Below are 14,546 nucleotides of genomic sequence, written 5' to 3'. Positions count from 1 at the left end.
GCGGCGCGGCCTCCACGGGTCTCCCCGTGGCGCGTGACGACGCGATACCGTGGCGTTCCTTTTCCCCACATGATCCTCGTGGCCGCCCTGGAGGTTCCGTGGTACAGGCGTACATCCTGATCCAGACGGAGGTCGGCAAGGCGTCGACCGTCGCCGACACGATCAGCAAGATCCCTGGGGTCATCCAGGCCGAGGACGTGACGGGCCCGTACGACGTCATCGTGCGCGCGCAGGCCGACACCGTCGACGACCTCGGCCGACTCGTGGTCGCGAAGGTCCAGCAAGTGGACGGCATCACCCGCACCCTGACCTGCCCGGTCGTGCACCTGTAGCCCCCGTCTACCCTTGGCCGGTGAACTCCTTGCGCCACCGGCACGCCGCTCGCTTCGGGCTGCCCGTCCTCGCCGGGTCGTTGTTGATCGCCGTCGCGGGCTGCTCCTCAGCAGACGACGGCGGATCAGCGGCGGTTCCCAGCCCGGACGCGGCCGTCACGAAGCTGTGCCGGAACCTGGATGAAGCGCTGCCGCGGAAGGTGGACGGCCGGGACCGCCGGGACCCCGAGCCCGCCTCGCCGCTGACGGCGGGCTGGGGCAGCCCGGCGATCATACTGCGCTGTGGTGTGCCCCAGCCGCCGAAGATGGTCGACCCCGGGGTGGCCGAGGGCCGCGACGCGGACGCGGTCGCCGGGGCGGTGAACGGGGTGGACTGGCTGATGGAGAAGCGGGACGACGGGTCGTACCGCTTCACCACCGCCAATCGCTCCGCGTACGTGGAGGTGACGGTGCCGGCGGAGAGGGCCGGGGAGGACACGTCGCCGATCCTTGTGGGGCTGGCGCCGGCGATCAAGAAGGCGATCCCTGAAGGTATTGCTTCCTAAGCGGTTGCCTCAGAAGGCCGTCTGGAGGCTGCGGACCGTTGGTGGCTGGTCGCGCCCACGCGGCGGAGCCGCAAATCGATACAGCCCCGCGCCCCTTAGGTTTCCTCAGCGGAGCCCTGTCGAGCGGTGCAGCGCCGCCTGCACCAACCTGTCCACCAGCTCCGGGTACTCGATCCCGCTCGCCTTCCACATCGCCGGGTACATCGAGATCGGCGTGAAACCGGGCAGCGTGTTGATCTCGTTGATCACGAACTCGCCCTCCTCCGTGAGGAAGAAGTCGGCACGCACCAAACCCTCACACGACGCCGCGTCGAAGGCCTCCACCGCCAGGCGCTGGACCTCCGCGGTCTCCTCCGGCGTCAGTGGTGCCGGCACGATGCCCGGGGTCGAGTCGATGTACTTGGCCTCGAAGTCGTAGTAGGCGTGGGCGTCCGGCGGCGGGATCTCGGCGGGGACGGAGGCGCGGGGTCCGTCCTCGAACTCCAGCACCCCGCACTCGATCTCGCGGCCGCGCAGCGCCGCCTCGACGAGGATCTTCGGGTCGTGGCTCTGGGCCTCCGCGATCGCCTCGTCCAGCCCCGACAGGTCGTCGACCTTGGTGATGCCGATCGAGGAGCCCGCGCGGGCCGGCTTCACGAAGAGGGGCCAGCCGTGCTCGCCGGCGAAGTCGATGATCTTCTTGCGGGCGGCGGACTCGTCGAGTTGCCACTCGCGCGGCCGGATCACCACGTACGGGCCGACCTTGAGCCCGAAGGAGGTGAACACCCGCTTCATGTACTCCTTGTCCTGGCCGACGGCCGAGGCGAGGACGCCCGAGCCGACGTACGGGACGCCGGAGAGTTCCAGCATGCCCTGGAGGGTGCCGTCCTCGCCGTACGGGCCGTGCAGGACGGGGAAGACGACATCGACCTCGCCGAGCGCCTTGGGCACCGAACCGGGCTCGCTGTAGACGACTTCGCGGTTGGCCGGGTCGATGGGGAGCACCACGCCGCCGTCCCTCGACTCCGCGAGTTCCTCGACCTCGGGCGTACGGCGGTCGGTGATCGCCATGCGCTCCGGTTCGTCGGCGGTGAGCGCCCAACGGCCGTCCCGGGTGATGCCGATCGGCAGGACGTCGTACTTCGTCCGGTCGATGGCCCGCAGGACGGCGCCGGCCGTGACGACGGAGATCCCGTGTTCCGAGCTGCGGCCGCCGAAGACGACGGCCACGCGCGGCTTGCGGGACGGCTGCTCAGGGCTCTGGGGGAGGTTCTCGGTGCTCATATCGCGTTGAGAGTACCCGTTGGTAGGGCGGCAGTCAGCGCCCGCACGGCCGGTAAAGCTCAGCGTCGCTCGGGCTTGGCGCTGCGCGACATCAGCTCCTTGAGGGCGACGACGGGCGGCTTGCCCTCGTGGACGATGCCGACGACCGTCTCGGTGATGGGCATGTCGACGCCGTGCCGGCGCGCCAAGTCCAGTACGGACTCACAGGACTTGACGCCCTCGGCGGTCTGCTTGGTGACCGCGATGGTCTCCTGCAGGGTCATGCCCTTGCCGAGGTTGGTGCCGAAGGTGTGGTTGCGGGAGAGCGGCGAGGAGCAGGTCGCCACCAGGTCGCCGAGGCCCGCGAGTCCGGAGAAGGTGAGCGGGTCGGCGCCCATCGCGAGGCCGAGGCGGGTCGTCTCGGCGAGGCCCCGGGTGATCAAGGACCCCTTGGCGTTGTCGCCCAGCCCCATGCCGTCCGCGATACCGACGGCGAGACCGATGACGTTCTTCACCGCGCCGCCCAGTTCGCACCCCACGACGTCGGTGTTGGTGTACGGGCGGAAGTACGGCGTGTGGCAGGCGGCCTGGAGCCGCTGGGCCACCGCCTCGTCGGTGCAGGCGACCACGGAGGCGGCCGGCATGCGGGAGGCGATCTCGCGGGCCAGGTTGGGCCCGGTGACGACGGCGATACGGTCCTGGCCGACCTTGGCGACGTCCTCGATGACCTCGCTCATCCGCATGGCGGAACCGAGTTCGACGCCTTTCATGAGGGAGACGAGGACGGTGTCGGGGGCCAGCAGGCCGGTCCATTCGGCGAGGTTGGCGCGCAAGGTCTGGGAGGGGACCGACAGGACGGTGTAGTCGGCGCCCTCGGCGGCTTCGGCGGGGTCCGTCGTGGCCCGCAGGTTCTCCGGCAGCTCGATGCCCGGGAAGTAGTCGGGATTGGCGCGGGTGGAGTTGATCGCGTCCGCGACCTCCGGGCGGCGCGCCCAGAGTGTGACCTCGCACCCCGCGTCGGCGAGCACCATGCCGAAGGCCGTGCCCCATGAACCGGCGCTGAACACGGCCGCCTTGACCGGCTTGCTCACTTGCCCTGCCCCTCTCCCTGACGTTCCTGTTCCCGCAGGGCTCCATTGTGCTGGTCGGGCCGCCGGGGCTCGACCGCCGCGGCCGTCCGGCGCCGCTGCTCGATGCGTTCGCGCTTCGGGTCGTACGGCGTCTGCGGTGCCTTCTCGCCGCGGATCTCCTCCAGCTGCCGGGTGATGGCGGCCATGATGACCTCCGTCGCGTCCTTCAGCAGGTCGGGGGTCATCTCCTTGTCGTAGAAGGGCGAGAGGTCCACGGGCGGGCCCGCGAGCACGTGGTGGGTCTTGCGGGGAAGGATGTGGAGCTTCTTGGCGTACGGCGGCAGCAGTTCGTTGGCGCCCCACTGGGCGACGGGGATCACCGGACACTTGGTCTGCAGGGCGACCCGCGCGGCCCCGGTCTTGCCGGTCATGGGCCACTGGTCGGGGTCCCGGGTGATGGTGCCCTCCGGGTAGAACGCGACGCACTCACCGCGCTCCACGGCGTCGATCGCGGCCCGGAAGGCGCTCAGCGCGTCCGTGGTCTCGCGGTAGACGGGGATCTGTCCGGCGCCGCGCATGAAGGCGCCGATGAATCCTTTACCGAAGAGGCCGCTCTTCGCGAGAAATCGCGGAACGCGGCCACTGTTGTACTGATAGTGGGCGTACGCAAAGGGATCGGCATGCGAATTGTGGTTCACCGCGGTGATAAATCCACCCTCGGCCGGAATGTTCTCCATTCCACGCCAGTCCCGCTTGATCAGCACCACCAGGGGCGGTTTGGCGATCACCGCGGCGAGGCGGTACCAGAAGCCGATTCTGCGGCGGGGCACGCGGACACCTTCCTCTAGGGCTTCCCAGGGCCTGCTCCGGGGATCCGGAGCCGCACAAGTGTCGCCCCGGGCCGCCGGTCTGTCGAGAACACCGTACGCCCCGCCCTCCGAGCCGCCTTTGCGGCCAGGTGACAATGACCGCGACAAGAGAGGGACGGAACGCTGGTGCAGTGGACCCTGGTCGTACCCCTGAAGCCCCTGGCGCGGGCGAAGAGCAGACTCGCGGACACCGCCGCCGACGGGGTGCGCCCCGGCCTGGCCCTCGCGTTCGCCCAGGACACGGTGGCGGCGGCCCTGGCCTCGACGGCGGTCCGGGGTGTGGTGGTCGTCACGGACGATCACCTGGCCGGCCGCGAGCTCGCCGCACTCGGCGCCCGTATCGTCCCGGACGACCCGCAGGCCGACCCGGCGGACGGCCTGAACGCCGCTCTGCGGCACGCGGAGGCCCTCCTGCGCACTGTGCGCCCGCGAAGCCCCCTGGCGGCCCTGAACGCCGACCTACCGGCTCTGCGCCCCCCGGAACTGACCCGAGTCCTGGAAGCCGCCGCCGCGTTCCCCCGCGCCTTCGTCCCGGACGCCGCCGGCACCGGCACCACCCTGCTCGCCGCGACCCCCGGCCGCGCCCTGCGCCCCGCCTTCGGCCCCGGCTCCCGACTGCGCCACCGCCGCTCGGGCGCGACGGAACTCACCGTGGACGAGGTCGACTCCGTACGCCAGGACGTGGACACCGGCGACGATCTCCGCGCCGCCCTCGCCCTGGGCGTCGGCCCCCGTACGGCCGCCGTGGCCGCGCGCCTGCTGATACCCGGCCAGTAGGCTGCGCCCATGCAGGCGACCGCGTACACCTACGACCCCGAGACTCGCTCCGGCCAGGTCCTCCTCGACGACGGCACCCCCGTCCCCTTCGACACCCGGGCCTTCGACGCGGGCCACCTACGCCTGCTCCGCCCCGGCCAACGGGTCCGCATCGAGACGGAGGGCGAGGGCACGTCCCTCCGGATCACGCTGATCACTTTGCAGACCCTTTGACGACTCCCCCAAAACACCGCGGGCCGGGCTCCAGTCAAGGAGCCCGGCCCGGCGCGTGTGAGAGTAAAAGTACCCAGCGCCTCACCTACTAACGGGCGGCAGTCTTCTTCGCGGTCGTCTTGCGAGCCGTCGACTTCTTGGCCGGCGCCTTCTTGGCCGTGGCCTTCTTCGCCGGGGCCTTCTTGGCCGTGGTCTTCTTCGCGGCCGCCGTCGTCTTCTTGGCCGCCGCCTTGGTGGTGGCCTTCTTCGCGGTGGTCTTCTTCGCCGCCGCCGTCGTCTTCTTCGCCGGCGCCGCCTTCCGCGCCGGCGCCTTCTTCGCCGCGGCCTTCTTCGCGGTCGTCTTCTTCGCCGCCGCCTTCTTGACCGTCGCCGCGGCCCCACCGGTCAGGCTGCCCTTGGGCGCCTTCTTGACCGCGACCTCACCACCGCGAGGAAGTTTCTTCGAACCGCTGACCAGGTCCTTGAACCCCTGGCCCGCACGGAATCGGGGCACAGAGGTCTTCTTGACCCGAACCCGCTCACCCGTCTGCGGGTTGCGGGCGTAACGGGCCGGCCGGTCGACCTTCTCGAACGAACCGAAACCGGTGACCGACACCCGTTCACCCGCGACCGTCGCCCGGACGATCGCGTCCAGGACAGCGTCGACAGCGTCGGCGGCCTGCTGACGACCACCGAGCTTGTCCGCAATCGCTTCTACGAGCTGCGCCTTGTTCACGTCTTCCCCTTCGGAGATTCGCCAGAACGAAACTGTTCAAGCTTTTTCGCACGTTAGGCAGATATATACCGCAAATCAAACACGAAACGGGCTTATCACCCTTGTGCCGCAACGAACTCGGCGGTCATGGAGCCCTTCAGCGTTCCTCCGCGGGCATTCGCCCCTCGTCGAGGTCCGTCATGAAGCCCTCCAGACGCCTTGCCGCGTCGGCGAGATCGTGCTTGGCCACGGCCGTAATGACCAGCAGCTTCCGGGTCAGCGCCATCCGTACGCCCTCCGGGACTTGCAGTGCGCGCACCCTTGCGTGCGCTTCCTTCAGTTGGCTCGCGACCGCCGCATAGAGCTCGAGTTGGCCGTCGTGTTCCATGCACAGATTGTGCCATCTGGGGCGAGTTGTCGCCTGCGCAGGGGGCAACTGCCGTCTTCCGGAGGCCTGTCGGACACCCCCTTCCGATGCCGCATCATGGTGCGCGTACCCCGGCAATCGCCTTTGTAACTAGGGGAGTTGAAACCTTTCTGCACACCACTTCGAAGGCGCGTTACCCCGGACATGGCTGTACCCCCAACCGTGCTCGATTGGGGGTACAGGGGGGTGTCACGGTGGCTGGAATCCGCCTTGCGCGCGGACCGTGCGGACCGGTCCGAGGGGATGGCCCGCGGGCCGGGTCAGACCTTCAGCGTCCTCGGCTTGTACGACGGCCGCTTGGCCTCGTACGCGGCGATGTCCGCCTCGTTCTGGAGCGTGATGGAGATGTCGTCCAGCCCGTTCAGCAGCCGCCAGCGGGAGTTCTCGTCCAGCTCGAAGGCGGCGGTGATCCCCTCGGCGCGAACCTCACGCGCCTCAAGGTCCACAGTGACCTCAGCAGTCACGTCCTTCTCCGTGAGCTCCCACAGCGCATCCACGATCTTCTGCTCCAGAACGACCGTGAGCAGACCGTTCTTGAGCGAGTTGCCGCGGAAGATGTCGGCGAAGCGGGAGGAGATCACGGCCTTGAAGCCGTAGTTCTGCAGCGCCCACACGGCGTGCTCACGGGAGGAGCCGGTGCCGAAGTCGGGGCCGGCGACCAGGACGGTGGCGCCCTTGCGCTCGGGCTGGTTGAGGATGAACGTCTCGTCCTTGCGCCAGGCCTCGAACAGCCCGTCCTCGAAGCCGTCCCTGGTCACCTTCTTGAGCCAGTGGGCGGGGATGATCTGGTCGGTGTCGACGTTGCTGCGGCGCAGCGGGACGGCCCGGCCGGTGTGCGTGGTGAATGCTTCCATGATTCTCAGACTCCAGCGGGCGTACGGGTGTCGGCGTCGATCAGGTCGGCCGGGGAGGCCAGGTGGCCCAGGACGGCCGTCGCGGCGGCGACCTGCGGCGACACCAGGTGCGTACGCCCGCCCTTGCCCTGCCTGCCCTCGAAGTTGCGGTTGGAGGTGGATGCGGAGCGCTCACCCGGGGCGAGCTGGTCCGGGTTCATGCCCAGACACATCGAGCAGCCCGCGTGCCGCCATTCGGCGCCGGCCTCCTTGAAGACGACGTCCAGGCCCTCGGAGACGGCCTGCAGACCGACCCGCGCGGAGCCGGGGACGACCAGCATCCGTACGCCGTCGGCGACTTTGCGGCCCTTGACGAGCTCGGCGGCGGCGCGCAGGTCCTCGATGCGGCCGTTGGTGCAGGAGCCTACGAAGACGGTGTCCACCTTGATGGAGCTCAGCGGCTGCCCGGCCTCCAACCCCATGTATTCCAGGGCCTTTTCGGCGGCGAGGCGCTCCGAAGCGTCTTCGTACGAAGCGGGGTCGGGGACGGACGCGGAAAGCGGAGCGCCCTGGCCCGGGTTGGTGCCCCAGGTGACGAACGGCGACAGCGAGGCGGCGTCGATGACGACCTCGGCGTCGAACTCGGCGTCCTCGTCCGTCTTCAGCGTCTTCCAGTACGCGACGGCCGCGTCCCAGTCCTCGCCCTCGGGGGCGTGCGGGCGGCCCTTGAGGTACTCGAAGGTCGTCTCGTCGGGGGCGATCATGCCCGCGCGGGCGCCGGCCTCGATCGACATGTTGCAGATGGTCATGCGGGCTTCCATCGAGAGCTTCTCGATGGCGGAGCCGCGGTACTCCAGGACATAGCCCTGGCCACCGCCCGTGCCGATCTTGGCGATGATCGCCAGGATCAGGTCCTTGGCGGTGACGCCCTCGGGCAGTTCGCCGTCGATCGTGATGGCCATGGTCTTCGGGCGGACCAGCGGCAGCGTCTGGGTGGCCAGCACATGCTCCACCTGGGAGGTGCCGATACCGAACGCCAGGCCGCCGAAGGCGCCGTGCGTGGAGGTGTGGGAGTCACCGCAGACGACGGTCATGCCCGGCTGGGTCAGCCCGAGCTGCGGGCCGACGACGTGCACGACACCCTGCTCGACGTCGCCCAGCGGGTGCAGCCGCACCCCGAACTCGGCGGCGTTCTCGCGCAGCGTCTCCAGCTGGACCCGGGAGACCGGGTCGGCGATGGGCTTGTCGATGTCGAGGGTCGGGGTGTTGTGGTCCTCGGTGGCGATGGTCAGGTCGAGTCGGCGCACCTTCCGCCCGCTCTTGCGGAGACCGTCGAAGGCCTGGGGGCTGGTCACCTCGTGCAGCAGGTGCAGATCGATGAAGAGGAGGTCGGGCTCGCCCTCGGCGCGCCGGACGACGTGGTCGTCCCAGACCTTCTCCGCGAGTGTCCTACCCATCGCTTTCCCTCCGGCCGGCTTGTCCGTGCACCGGCCAAACTAGAGATCTTCGGAGGTGGCGAGCGCGCAGAGCCCCGTGATGTCGCGGTGTCGCGCGCCGGCCGCCGGGCTCGCTGGTCGACGAGCCGTTGTCGTCCTTCCAGAGTGGCAAGGTCCACGCGAAATTGAACTTGCGTTTCACAGAGTGAGACGCGAGTATCGTTGCATGGACAACAGTAGCGGCGTCGGCGTTCTGGACAAGGCGGCCCTGGTCCTGAGCGCTCTGGAGTCCGGTCCGGCCACCCTCGCGGGTCTGGTCGGGGCCACCGGACTCGCACGGCCCACGGCCCACCGCCTGGCCGTGGCTCTGGAACACCACCGCATGGTGGCACGCGACATGCAGGGCCGTTTCATCCTCGGCCCCCGGCTGGCCGAGCTGGCCGCGGCCGCCGGCGAGGACCGCCTCCTCGCGACGGCGGGCCCGGTGCTCACCCACCTCCGTGACGTCACGGGCGAGAGCGCGCAGCTCTACCGCCGCCAGGGCGACATGCGGATCTGCGTGGCCGCGGCCGAGCGGCTCTCGGGCCTCAGGGACACGGTCCCGGTCGGTTCGACCCTCACGATGAAGGCCGGTTCCTCGGCGCAGATCCTCATGGCCTGGGAGGAGCCCGAGCGTCTCCATCGCGGCCTCCAGGGCGCCCGCTTCACGGCGACCGCCCTCTCCGGCGTACGCCGCCGGGGCTGGGCCCAGTCGATCGGCGAGCGCGAGCCGGGCGTCGCCTCGGTCTCCGCCCCCGTGCGCGGCCCCTCCAACCGGGTCGTGGCCGCCGTCTCCGTCTCCGGCCCCATCGAGCGCCTCACCCGCCACCCGGGCCGCATGCACGCCCAGGCGGTCATCGACGCCGCGGCCCGTCTGTCGGAGGCGCTGCGCCGTACCGGCTGACCAGAAAAGTCCACGTGATCACGGTGAAGGCCTGCCTCAACGCCGCGGCAGGCCTTTTCTCATGAGATCAACTGCAGTGCGCCCCAGCCGAGTTGGGCACGAGAAAAGGCCCTCCACCAAGGTGGAGGGCCTTTCGTCGACGTACCCCCGACCGGATTCGAACCGGCGCTACCGCCTTGAGAGGGCGGCGTGCTAGGCCGCTACACAACGGGGGCGTGGAGCCTGCGTTTCCGCAGGTCCGAGCTGGTCTACCTGGACTCGAACCAAGACTAACTGAACCAGAATCAGTCGTGCTGCCAATTACACCATAGACCAATGTGGTTTAGACCAGACAGTACCCCCGACCGGATTCGAACCGGCGCTACCGCCTTGAGAGGGCGGCGTGCTAGGCCGCTACACAACGGGGGCCCTAGCGATCCCGAGAAGATCGGAATCAGTACCCCCGACCGGATTCGAACCGGCGCTACTGCCTTGAGAGGGCAGCGTGCTAGGCCGCTACACAACGGGGGCTTTGCGGATCTGATCTCCGCGTGCGCAGATAAGCTCTGCGAGCTGGCCTACCTGGACTCGAACCAAGACTAACTGAACCAGAATCAGTCGTGCTGCCAATTACACCATAGGCCACTGGAACGCAAGCCCCTAAGGGGATCTTGTTCTAGCTTGCTCCGTCGGTTCCGGCCTTTCGGCCCGCTCTCCGGCGGCGCAGGAAGAACATTACCCGAAGGTGGACGGCGCTCCAAAACGACTATCCGCGCCGAGGATCGCCGGGAGTTCGGCGAGGGTGGCGATCCGGTGCGGACCGGCGGGCGGGTCGACGGTCGCGTACGCGCCGCCGCGGTCGATCCAGACGGACAGCAGACCTGCGTCGGCGGCACCCCGCCCGTCGATCTCCGGGTGGTCACCGACGTACGCCACCTCGTGCGGCGGCAGCCCCAGCGCCTCGCAGGCGGCGTGGAACGCCTCGGCGGCCGGCTTGTGGATGCCCAACTGTTCGGCACACAGCACTGTCTCGAAGCGGTCCCACACGCCGAGGGCGCGCAGTTTGCGCTCCTGGACGGGGAGGCTGGAGTTGGAGAGGACCGCGTGCCGGTGGCTGGCCGCGAGGGAGTCCAGAACGGGCAGGACGTCCGGGAAGAGGCTCCAGGCACGCTCGTAGTGGGCGATGTAGCGCTCGAACCAGTCGTCCGCCTCCGCGTCGGTCAGCAGCGGCTCACCGAGGAAGTCCCGTACGCGGTCGCGCCGCGTGGCCTCCCAGTCGCCCTCGCCCGCCGCGTACCGCCGCCAGTGCAGGCTCGTGAGCTCGCGCCAGCGCCCGATCGCCTGCTCGACGGACTCGTAGCCGTGGAGCAGGCCCTCGACGGCCAAGTGGGCGCGCATCCCCGTCCGGTCGGCCGTGGTGTAGTCGAAGAGGGTGTCGTCGACGTCCCAGACCACGGCCTTGATGTTCATGGAAATGACCGTATCCGTGAGCAGGGCTCCGTGTACTGCGGATGCCTTAACGTGGTGGGACCGCCGAGTGAAAGACCGAGTCACAGCCATGCCCGAGTACCGCGTCCAGTTCACCGTCGAGGCCCGCGCGGCGTACGACACTCTGCCCGCGTCGCGCCAGGCCCAGTTGGACAAGGCCGTGCGGATACTGGCCCGTGATCCGTTCCAGAAGACCTCGACGGCGCCGCTGGGCCCGGACGAGCATCTACGTAGGGCGTATGTGGCGCCGGTGTGATGCTGGAGTACATGGTGGCCGGCGCGATCATGGTCGTCGTCGTGCTGGAGATCTTCGACGAGAGCCACTATCTGATCGATGAGGACGACGCCGTCTGAACCAATGCGCTGAGGGGCGGCACCCGGAAGCCCAGACGTGAGGGGCGGCGCCCGGATGCCCGGGTGCCGCCCCTCACGTGTGCGCGTGCGTCACGCCGCCAGCTTGGCCAGCGCCGCGTCGATCCTCGCCAGTGTCTTCTCCTTGCCCAGAATCTCCAGGGATTCGAAGAGCGGCAGGCCGACCGTGCGGCCGGTGACGGCGACGCGGACGGGGGCCTGGGCCTTGCCGAGCTTGAGGCCATGGGTCTCGCCGGCGGCCAGGACGGCCTCCTTGAGGGACTCGGGCGAGGTCCAGTCGGCCGACTCCAGCTTCTCGCGGGCCGTGCGGAGCAGGGCGTCGCTGCCCTCCTTCATCGCCTTCGTCCAGCTCGCCTCGTCCTCGACCGGCTCCGGCAGGAACAGGAAGTCGACGTTCTCGGTGATCTCCGAGAGGACCCTGAGGCGGGTCTGCGCGTGCGGGGCGATGGCCTCCCACTTCGTCTCGTCGAAGTCCTCCGGGGCCCAGGGGGCGAAGGGGGCCTTCAGCCAGGGGGCGCAGCGCTCGGTGAACTCCTTCACATCCAGCATGCGGATGTGGTCGGCGTTGATCGCCTCACACTTCTTCAGGTCGAAGCGGGCCGGGTTGGGGTTCACGTCCGCGATGTCGAAGGCGGCGACCATCTCCTCGATCGTGAAGATGTCCTTGTCCGCGGAGAGCGACCAGCCAAGGAGGGAGAGGTAGTTGAGCAGGCCCTCGGGGAGGAAGCCGCGCTCGCGGTAGAGGTTGAGCGACGACTGCGGGTCGCGCTTGGACAGCTTCTTGTTGCCCTCGCCCATCACGTACGGCAGGTGGCCGAACTGCGGCACGGACTTGGCGATACCCAGCTCCATCAGCGCCTTGTACAGGGCAATCTGACGGGGCGTCGAGGAGAGGAGGTCCTCGCCGCGCAGGACGTGGGTGATCTCCATCAGGGCATCGTCGACCGGGTTGACGAGCGTGTAGAGCGGGGCGCCGTTCGCGCGGACGATGCCGTAGTCCGGCACGTTCTCCGGGGTGAAGGTGAGCTCGCCGCGGACGAGGTCCGTGAAGGTGATCGTCTCGTCGGGCATCCGGAAGCGGACGATCGACTCGCGGCCCTCGGCCTCGTACCGCTCCTTCTGCTCGGACGTGACCTCGCGGCACTTGCCGTCGTAGCCGGACGGGCGGCCGGCCGCGCGGGCGGCGTCGCGGCGCTCCTCCAGCTCCGAGGCGGTGCAGTAGCAGTGGTACGCGCGGCCGGCCTCCAGGAGCTTGCCGGCGATCTCCTTGTAGGTGTCCATGCGCTGCGACTGGCGGTACGGCGCGTGCGGGCCGCCGATCTCGGGGCCCTCGTCCCAGGTGAAGCCCAGCCAGCGCAGGGAGTCCAGGAGCTGCTCGTAGGACTCCTCGGAGTCACGGGCCGCGTCGGTGTCCTCGATGCGGAAGACGAACGTGCCGCCGGTGTGGCGGGCGAACGCCCAGTTGAACAGGGCCGTGCGGACCAGGCCCACATGGGGGTTGCCGGTCGGGGACGGACAGAAACGTACGCGGACGGAGCCGTTAGCCACGCTTGATCACCTTGTTGGTGAGAGTGCCGATGCCTTCGATGGTGACGGCGACTTCGTCGCCGACGTTGAGGGGGCCGACCCCTGCCGGGGTGCCCGTGAGGATGACGTCGCCGGGGAGCAGGGTCATGGCCTCGGTGATGTTGACGATCAGGTCCTCGATGGAGTGGATCATCTCGCTCGTCCGGCCGAGCTGGCGCTGCTGCCCGTTGACCGTGAGCTGGATGGTCAGGTCGGAGGGGTCCAGCTCCGTCTCCACCCAGGGGCCGAGCGGGCAGGAGGTGTCGAAGCCCTTGGCCCTGGCCCACTGCTTCTCGCGGCGCTGGACGTCGCGCGCGGTGACGTCGTTGGCGCAGGTGTAGCCGAAGATCACGTCCTTGACGCGGTCGCGCGGGACCTCGCGGCACATACGGCCGATGACCACGGCCAGCTCGGCCTCGTGGTGGAGTTCCTGCGAGAAGGAGGGGTACTGGATCTCGTCGCCGGGGCCGATCACCGAGGTGGCCGGCTTGAAGAAGGCGAACGGGGCGTCGGGCACCTCGTTGCCCAGCTCCCTGGCGTGCTCGGCGTAGTTGCGGCCGAAGGCGACGACCTTGTTGGGGAGCACCGGCGGCAGCAGCCTGACCTTGCTGACCGGGACCTTTGTGCCGGAGAGTTCGAAGTCCGCGAACGGAATGCCCTTGATGATGTCGAGGACGAGCTCGTCCGGCTTGTCGCCCTCGACCGCGCCGAAGGCTACGTTCCCGTCGATGGAGAACCTGGCGATGCGCACGGGATGCTTGCGCCCCTTAACTGAGTAACTGAGCCGGCTGGAGTCTGCCGCTCCAGGCTAACGCGGCAAAGGGTGCCCGCCTCGCGTAATAACGCCGTGCATGCGGGCGCGTACACGTAAAGGGCGCCCTGGCCGGGTGGCCGGGCGCCCTTCTCCCTGTGTTCTCACAGGGACCGTCTCGTATTCACAGGATCCGCCTTGAGCAGCGGGCGGATCCTGCGCGTACTTGAGCGCGCAACTACTCCGCGGCCTGGACCGGGACCTTCATGAGGACGGTGCGGCGCGGGTTGGCGGTCTGGGAGGGGAGGTCGACAGAATGCTCCTGCTCCGGCGTGCGCAGCTCCTCGGCGTCGGCGAGGTGGGCCAGCGTGGTGCGCCGGGGGTTGGCTATCGTGCGGAACATCATCGTCGTCTTCACTGTTGTTCTGGACCTCGTCATATGCGGGCGCCGGGCCGGCTGCAAGAGTCGCCCCACAAGCGCGGGTTGTCGGATTCGCCATCCCTGTAAAGCGTCAGGCTAAACATCCGATTCCCGGGTCAAGACGTGAAGAAGGCATGATCGGCGTGTGAGTTTGCTCACTCAGTCATGGGCAAAACGGGCAATCCGGATCCTCAACTCACCCCGACAAAACGGATATCGGCCATCTGAAGCCCGCATTCCGCTCCTGATCATGGCGACTGGGACACCCTGCCCACGGCAGTGAATCGCAGGAATATGCCCGTTTTGACGGGAAACCCTGTCCACATCTGGTAACGCTCACCTCACACACTGTCACAGTGAACAGACCGTTACCCATTGGCCTTGTTGGAGATCCGGCACTGTGCTGGAATTCCACGGACCGCCGCAGGATCGTGCCGGCGCGCAGAGGCGCAAAGCAGCGCCTGGCGGCGGTGGAAGGGGGAGCCAGCGCCGGTCACTCACGACCACCAACAGGGGACGTATTCAGGGCGCCCCCAAGACGCCGACACCGCCCCGCCGTTCACGCGGAGGGGCGCCTGGTCCAGAGGT

At 68.8% G+C, this 14,546-nt stretch carries 17 protein-coding genes and 5 tRNA genes; 6 read left to right on the top strand and 16 right to left on the bottom strand.

Annotated elements, in window-relative coordinates; all coding sequences use genetic code 11:
- Positions 1-98 precede the first annotated feature (98 nt).
- On the top strand, positions 99-332 hold the full coding sequence (locus F3T56_RS13410; RefSeq protein WP_055512560.1) for an Lrp/AsnC family transcriptional regulator: 234 nt from the start codon (positions 99-101) through the stop codon (positions 330-332).
- Between the two features lie 20 nt (positions 333-352).
- Positions 353-877, top strand: a complete 525-nt coding sequence (locus tag F3T56_RS13405) for a DUF3515 domain-containing protein (RefSeq protein ID WP_149825380.1) — start codon at positions 353-355, stop codon at positions 875-877.
- Between the two features lie 105 nt (positions 878-982).
- Here F3T56_RS13405 and F3T56_RS13400 read toward each other — a convergent pair whose 3' ends face one another.
- The 3 genes from F3T56_RS13400 to F3T56_RS13390 are packed head-to-tail and all read right to left on the bottom strand — an operon-like array spanning position 983 to position 4,019.
- Positions 983-2,140 (bottom strand): D-alanine--D-alanine ligase family protein, encoded by a 1,158-nt coding sequence (locus F3T56_RS13400; RefSeq protein ID WP_149825378.1) that lies wholly within the window; start codon positions 2,138-2,140, stop codon positions 983-985.
- 59 nt (positions 2,141-2,199) lie between these two features.
- On the bottom strand, positions 2,200-3,210 hold the full coding sequence (locus F3T56_RS13395) for an NAD(P)H-dependent glycerol-3-phosphate dehydrogenase (RefSeq protein WP_149825376.1): 1,011 nt from the start codon (positions 3,208-3,210) through the stop codon (positions 2,200-2,202).
- The gene (locus tag F3T56_RS13390; protein ID WP_149825375.1) at positions 3,207-4,019 is read right to left on the bottom strand and encodes a lysophospholipid acyltransferase family protein; all 813 of its coding nucleotides are present in this window, start codon (positions 4,017-4,019) and stop codon (positions 3,207-3,209) included. Before F3T56_RS13390 ends, F3T56_RS13395 begins: the two co-directional genes overlap by 4 nt.
- Before the next feature lie 165 nt (positions 4,020-4,184).
- On the opposite strand from F3T56_RS13390, the gene cofC reads away from it, so the two are divergent.
- Both cofC and F3T56_RS13380 read left to right on the top strand, forming a co-directional pair.
- Positions 4,185-4,835: a 2-phospho-L-lactate guanylyltransferase gene (gene cofC / locus F3T56_RS13385; protein ID WP_149825373.1), complete on the top strand. Its 651-nt coding sequence runs from the start codon at positions 4,185-4,187 to the stop codon at positions 4,833-4,835.
- Positions 4,836-4,844: 9 nt separating this feature from the next.
- Entirely contained in the window at positions 4,845-5,048 is a 204-nt protein-coding gene (locus tag F3T56_RS13380; protein ID WP_149825371.1) for a hypothetical protein, read from the top strand.
- A gap of 88 nt (positions 5,049-5,136) precedes the next feature.
- Here F3T56_RS13380 and F3T56_RS13375 read toward each other — a convergent pair whose 3' ends face one another.
- From F3T56_RS13375 to leuC, 4 genes are all read right to left on the bottom strand, one after another.
- Positions 5,137-5,763, bottom strand: a complete 627-nt coding sequence (locus F3T56_RS13375; RefSeq protein ID WP_149825369.1) for an HU family DNA-binding protein — start codon at positions 5,761-5,763, stop codon at positions 5,137-5,139.
- A 136-nt stretch (positions 5,764-5,899) separates the two neighbouring features.
- Complete coding sequence (locus F3T56_RS13370) at positions 5,900-6,130, bottom strand: SCO5555 family protein (protein WP_149825367.1); 231 nt, start codon at positions 6,128-6,130, stop codon at positions 5,900-5,902.
- Positions 6,131-6,429: 299 nt separating this feature from the next.
- The gene (leuD, locus tag F3T56_RS13365; protein WP_149825365.1) at positions 6,430-7,023 is read right to left on the bottom strand and encodes a 3-isopropylmalate dehydratase small subunit; all 594 of its coding nucleotides are present in this window, start codon (positions 7,021-7,023) and stop codon (positions 6,430-6,432) included.
- Positions 7,024-7,028: 5 nt separating this feature from the next.
- Positions 7,029-8,459: a 3-isopropylmalate dehydratase large subunit gene (gene leuC, locus F3T56_RS13360; RefSeq protein ID WP_149825363.1), complete on the bottom strand. Its 1,431-nt coding sequence runs from the start codon at positions 8,457-8,459 to the stop codon at positions 7,029-7,031.
- 205 nt (positions 8,460-8,664) lie between these two features.
- Here leuC and ndgR point away from each other — a divergent pair, with 205 nt between their 5' ends.
- On the top strand, positions 8,665-9,381 hold the full coding sequence (ndgR, locus tag F3T56_RS13355; protein WP_030577649.1) for an IclR family transcriptional regulator NdgR: 717 nt from the start codon (positions 8,665-8,667) through the stop codon (positions 9,379-9,381).
- Between the two features lie 142 nt (positions 9,382-9,523).
- Here the strand turns inward: ndgR and F3T56_RS13350 are convergent.
- The 6 genes from F3T56_RS13350 to F3T56_RS13325 form a co-directional block, all read right to left on the bottom strand.
- Positions 9,524-9,596, bottom strand: a tRNA-Glu gene (locus F3T56_RS13350).
- Between the two features lie 28 nt (positions 9,597-9,624).
- Positions 9,625-9,696: transfer RNA gene (locus F3T56_RS13345), tRNA-Gln, on the bottom strand.
- Positions 9,697-9,716: 20 nt separating this feature from the next.
- A tRNA-Glu gene (locus tag F3T56_RS13340) sits at positions 9,717-9,789 on the bottom strand.
- Positions 9,790-9,818: 29 nt separating this feature from the next.
- Positions 9,819-9,891: transfer RNA gene (locus tag F3T56_RS13335), tRNA-Glu, on the bottom strand.
- A gap of 42 nt (positions 9,892-9,933) precedes the next feature.
- Positions 9,934-10,005: transfer RNA gene (locus F3T56_RS13330), tRNA-Gln, on the bottom strand.
- Positions 10,006-10,095: 90 nt separating this feature from the next.
- A complete protein-coding gene (locus tag F3T56_RS13325; RefSeq protein ID WP_149825361.1) occupies positions 10,096-10,830 on the bottom strand; it encodes an HAD family hydrolase in 735 nt (244 codons plus the stop codon).
- Between the two features lie 88 nt (positions 10,831-10,918).
- Here F3T56_RS13325 and F3T56_RS13320 point away from each other — a divergent pair, with 88 nt between their 5' ends.
- Positions 10,919-11,104, top strand: a complete 186-nt coding sequence (locus tag F3T56_RS13320; protein WP_149825359.1) for a type II toxin-antitoxin system RelE family toxin — start codon at positions 10,919-10,921, stop codon at positions 11,102-11,104.
- Between the two features lie 188 nt (positions 11,105-11,292).
- On the opposite strand, the gene gltX is transcribed toward F3T56_RS13320, so the two are convergent.
- The 3 genes from gltX to F3T56_RS13305 form a co-directional block, all read right to left on the bottom strand.
- Positions 11,293-12,768, bottom strand: coding sequence for a glutamate--tRNA ligase (gene gltX, locus F3T56_RS13315; protein ID WP_149825358.1), 1,476 nt, complete (start codon positions 12,766-12,768; stop codon positions 11,293-11,295).
- On the bottom strand, positions 12,761-13,537 hold the full coding sequence (locus tag F3T56_RS13310) for a fumarylacetoacetate hydrolase family protein (protein WP_149825356.1): 777 nt from the start codon (positions 13,535-13,537) through the stop codon (positions 12,761-12,763). Before F3T56_RS13310 ends, gltX begins: the two co-directional genes overlap by 8 nt.
- Positions 13,538-13,775: 238 nt before the next feature.
- Positions 13,776-13,955: a hypothetical protein gene (locus tag F3T56_RS13305; protein ID WP_149825354.1), complete on the bottom strand. Its 180-nt coding sequence runs from the start codon at positions 13,953-13,955 to the stop codon at positions 13,776-13,778.
- Positions 13,956-14,546 lie beyond the last annotated feature (591 nt).

The sequence above is a fragment of the Streptomyces tailanensis genome (assembly GCF_008386495.1).
Classification (GTDB): Bacteria; Actinomycetota; Actinomycetes; order Streptomycetales; family Streptomycetaceae; genus Streptomyces; species Streptomyces tailanensis.
This window is presented reverse-complemented; position numbering and strand designations above follow the sequence as displayed.

Coding starts and splice junctions, on each gene's coding strand:
- F3T56_RS13400 (WP_149825378.1), bottom strand. CDS start 2,140: ATGAGCACCGAGAACCTCCCCCAGAGCCCTGAGCAGCCGTCCCGCAAG.
- F3T56_RS13380 (WP_149825371.1), top strand. CDS start 4,845: ATGCAGGCGACCGCGTACACCTACGACCCCGAGACTCGCTCCGGCCAG.
- F3T56_RS13370 (WP_149825367.1), bottom strand. CDS start 6,130: ATGGAACACGACGGCCAACTCGAGCTCTATGCGGCGGTCGCGAGCCAA.
- leuD (WP_149825365.1), bottom strand. CDS start 7,023: ATGGAAGCATTCACCACGCACACCGGCCGGGCCGTCCCGCTGCGCCGC.
- leuC (WP_149825363.1), bottom strand. CDS start 8,459: ATGGGTAGGACACTCGCGGAGAAGGTCTGGGACGACCACGTCGTCCGG.
- ndgR (WP_030577649.1), top strand. CDS start 8,665: ATGGACAACAGTAGCGGCGTCGGCGTTCTGGACAAGGCGGCCCTGGTC.
- F3T56_RS13325 (WP_149825361.1), bottom strand. CDS start 10,830: ATGAACATCAAGGCCGTGGTCTGGGACGTCGACGACACCCTCTTCGAC.
- F3T56_RS13320 (WP_149825359.1), top strand. CDS start 10,919: ATGCCCGAGTACCGCGTCCAGTTCACCGTCGAGGCCCGCGCGGCGTAC.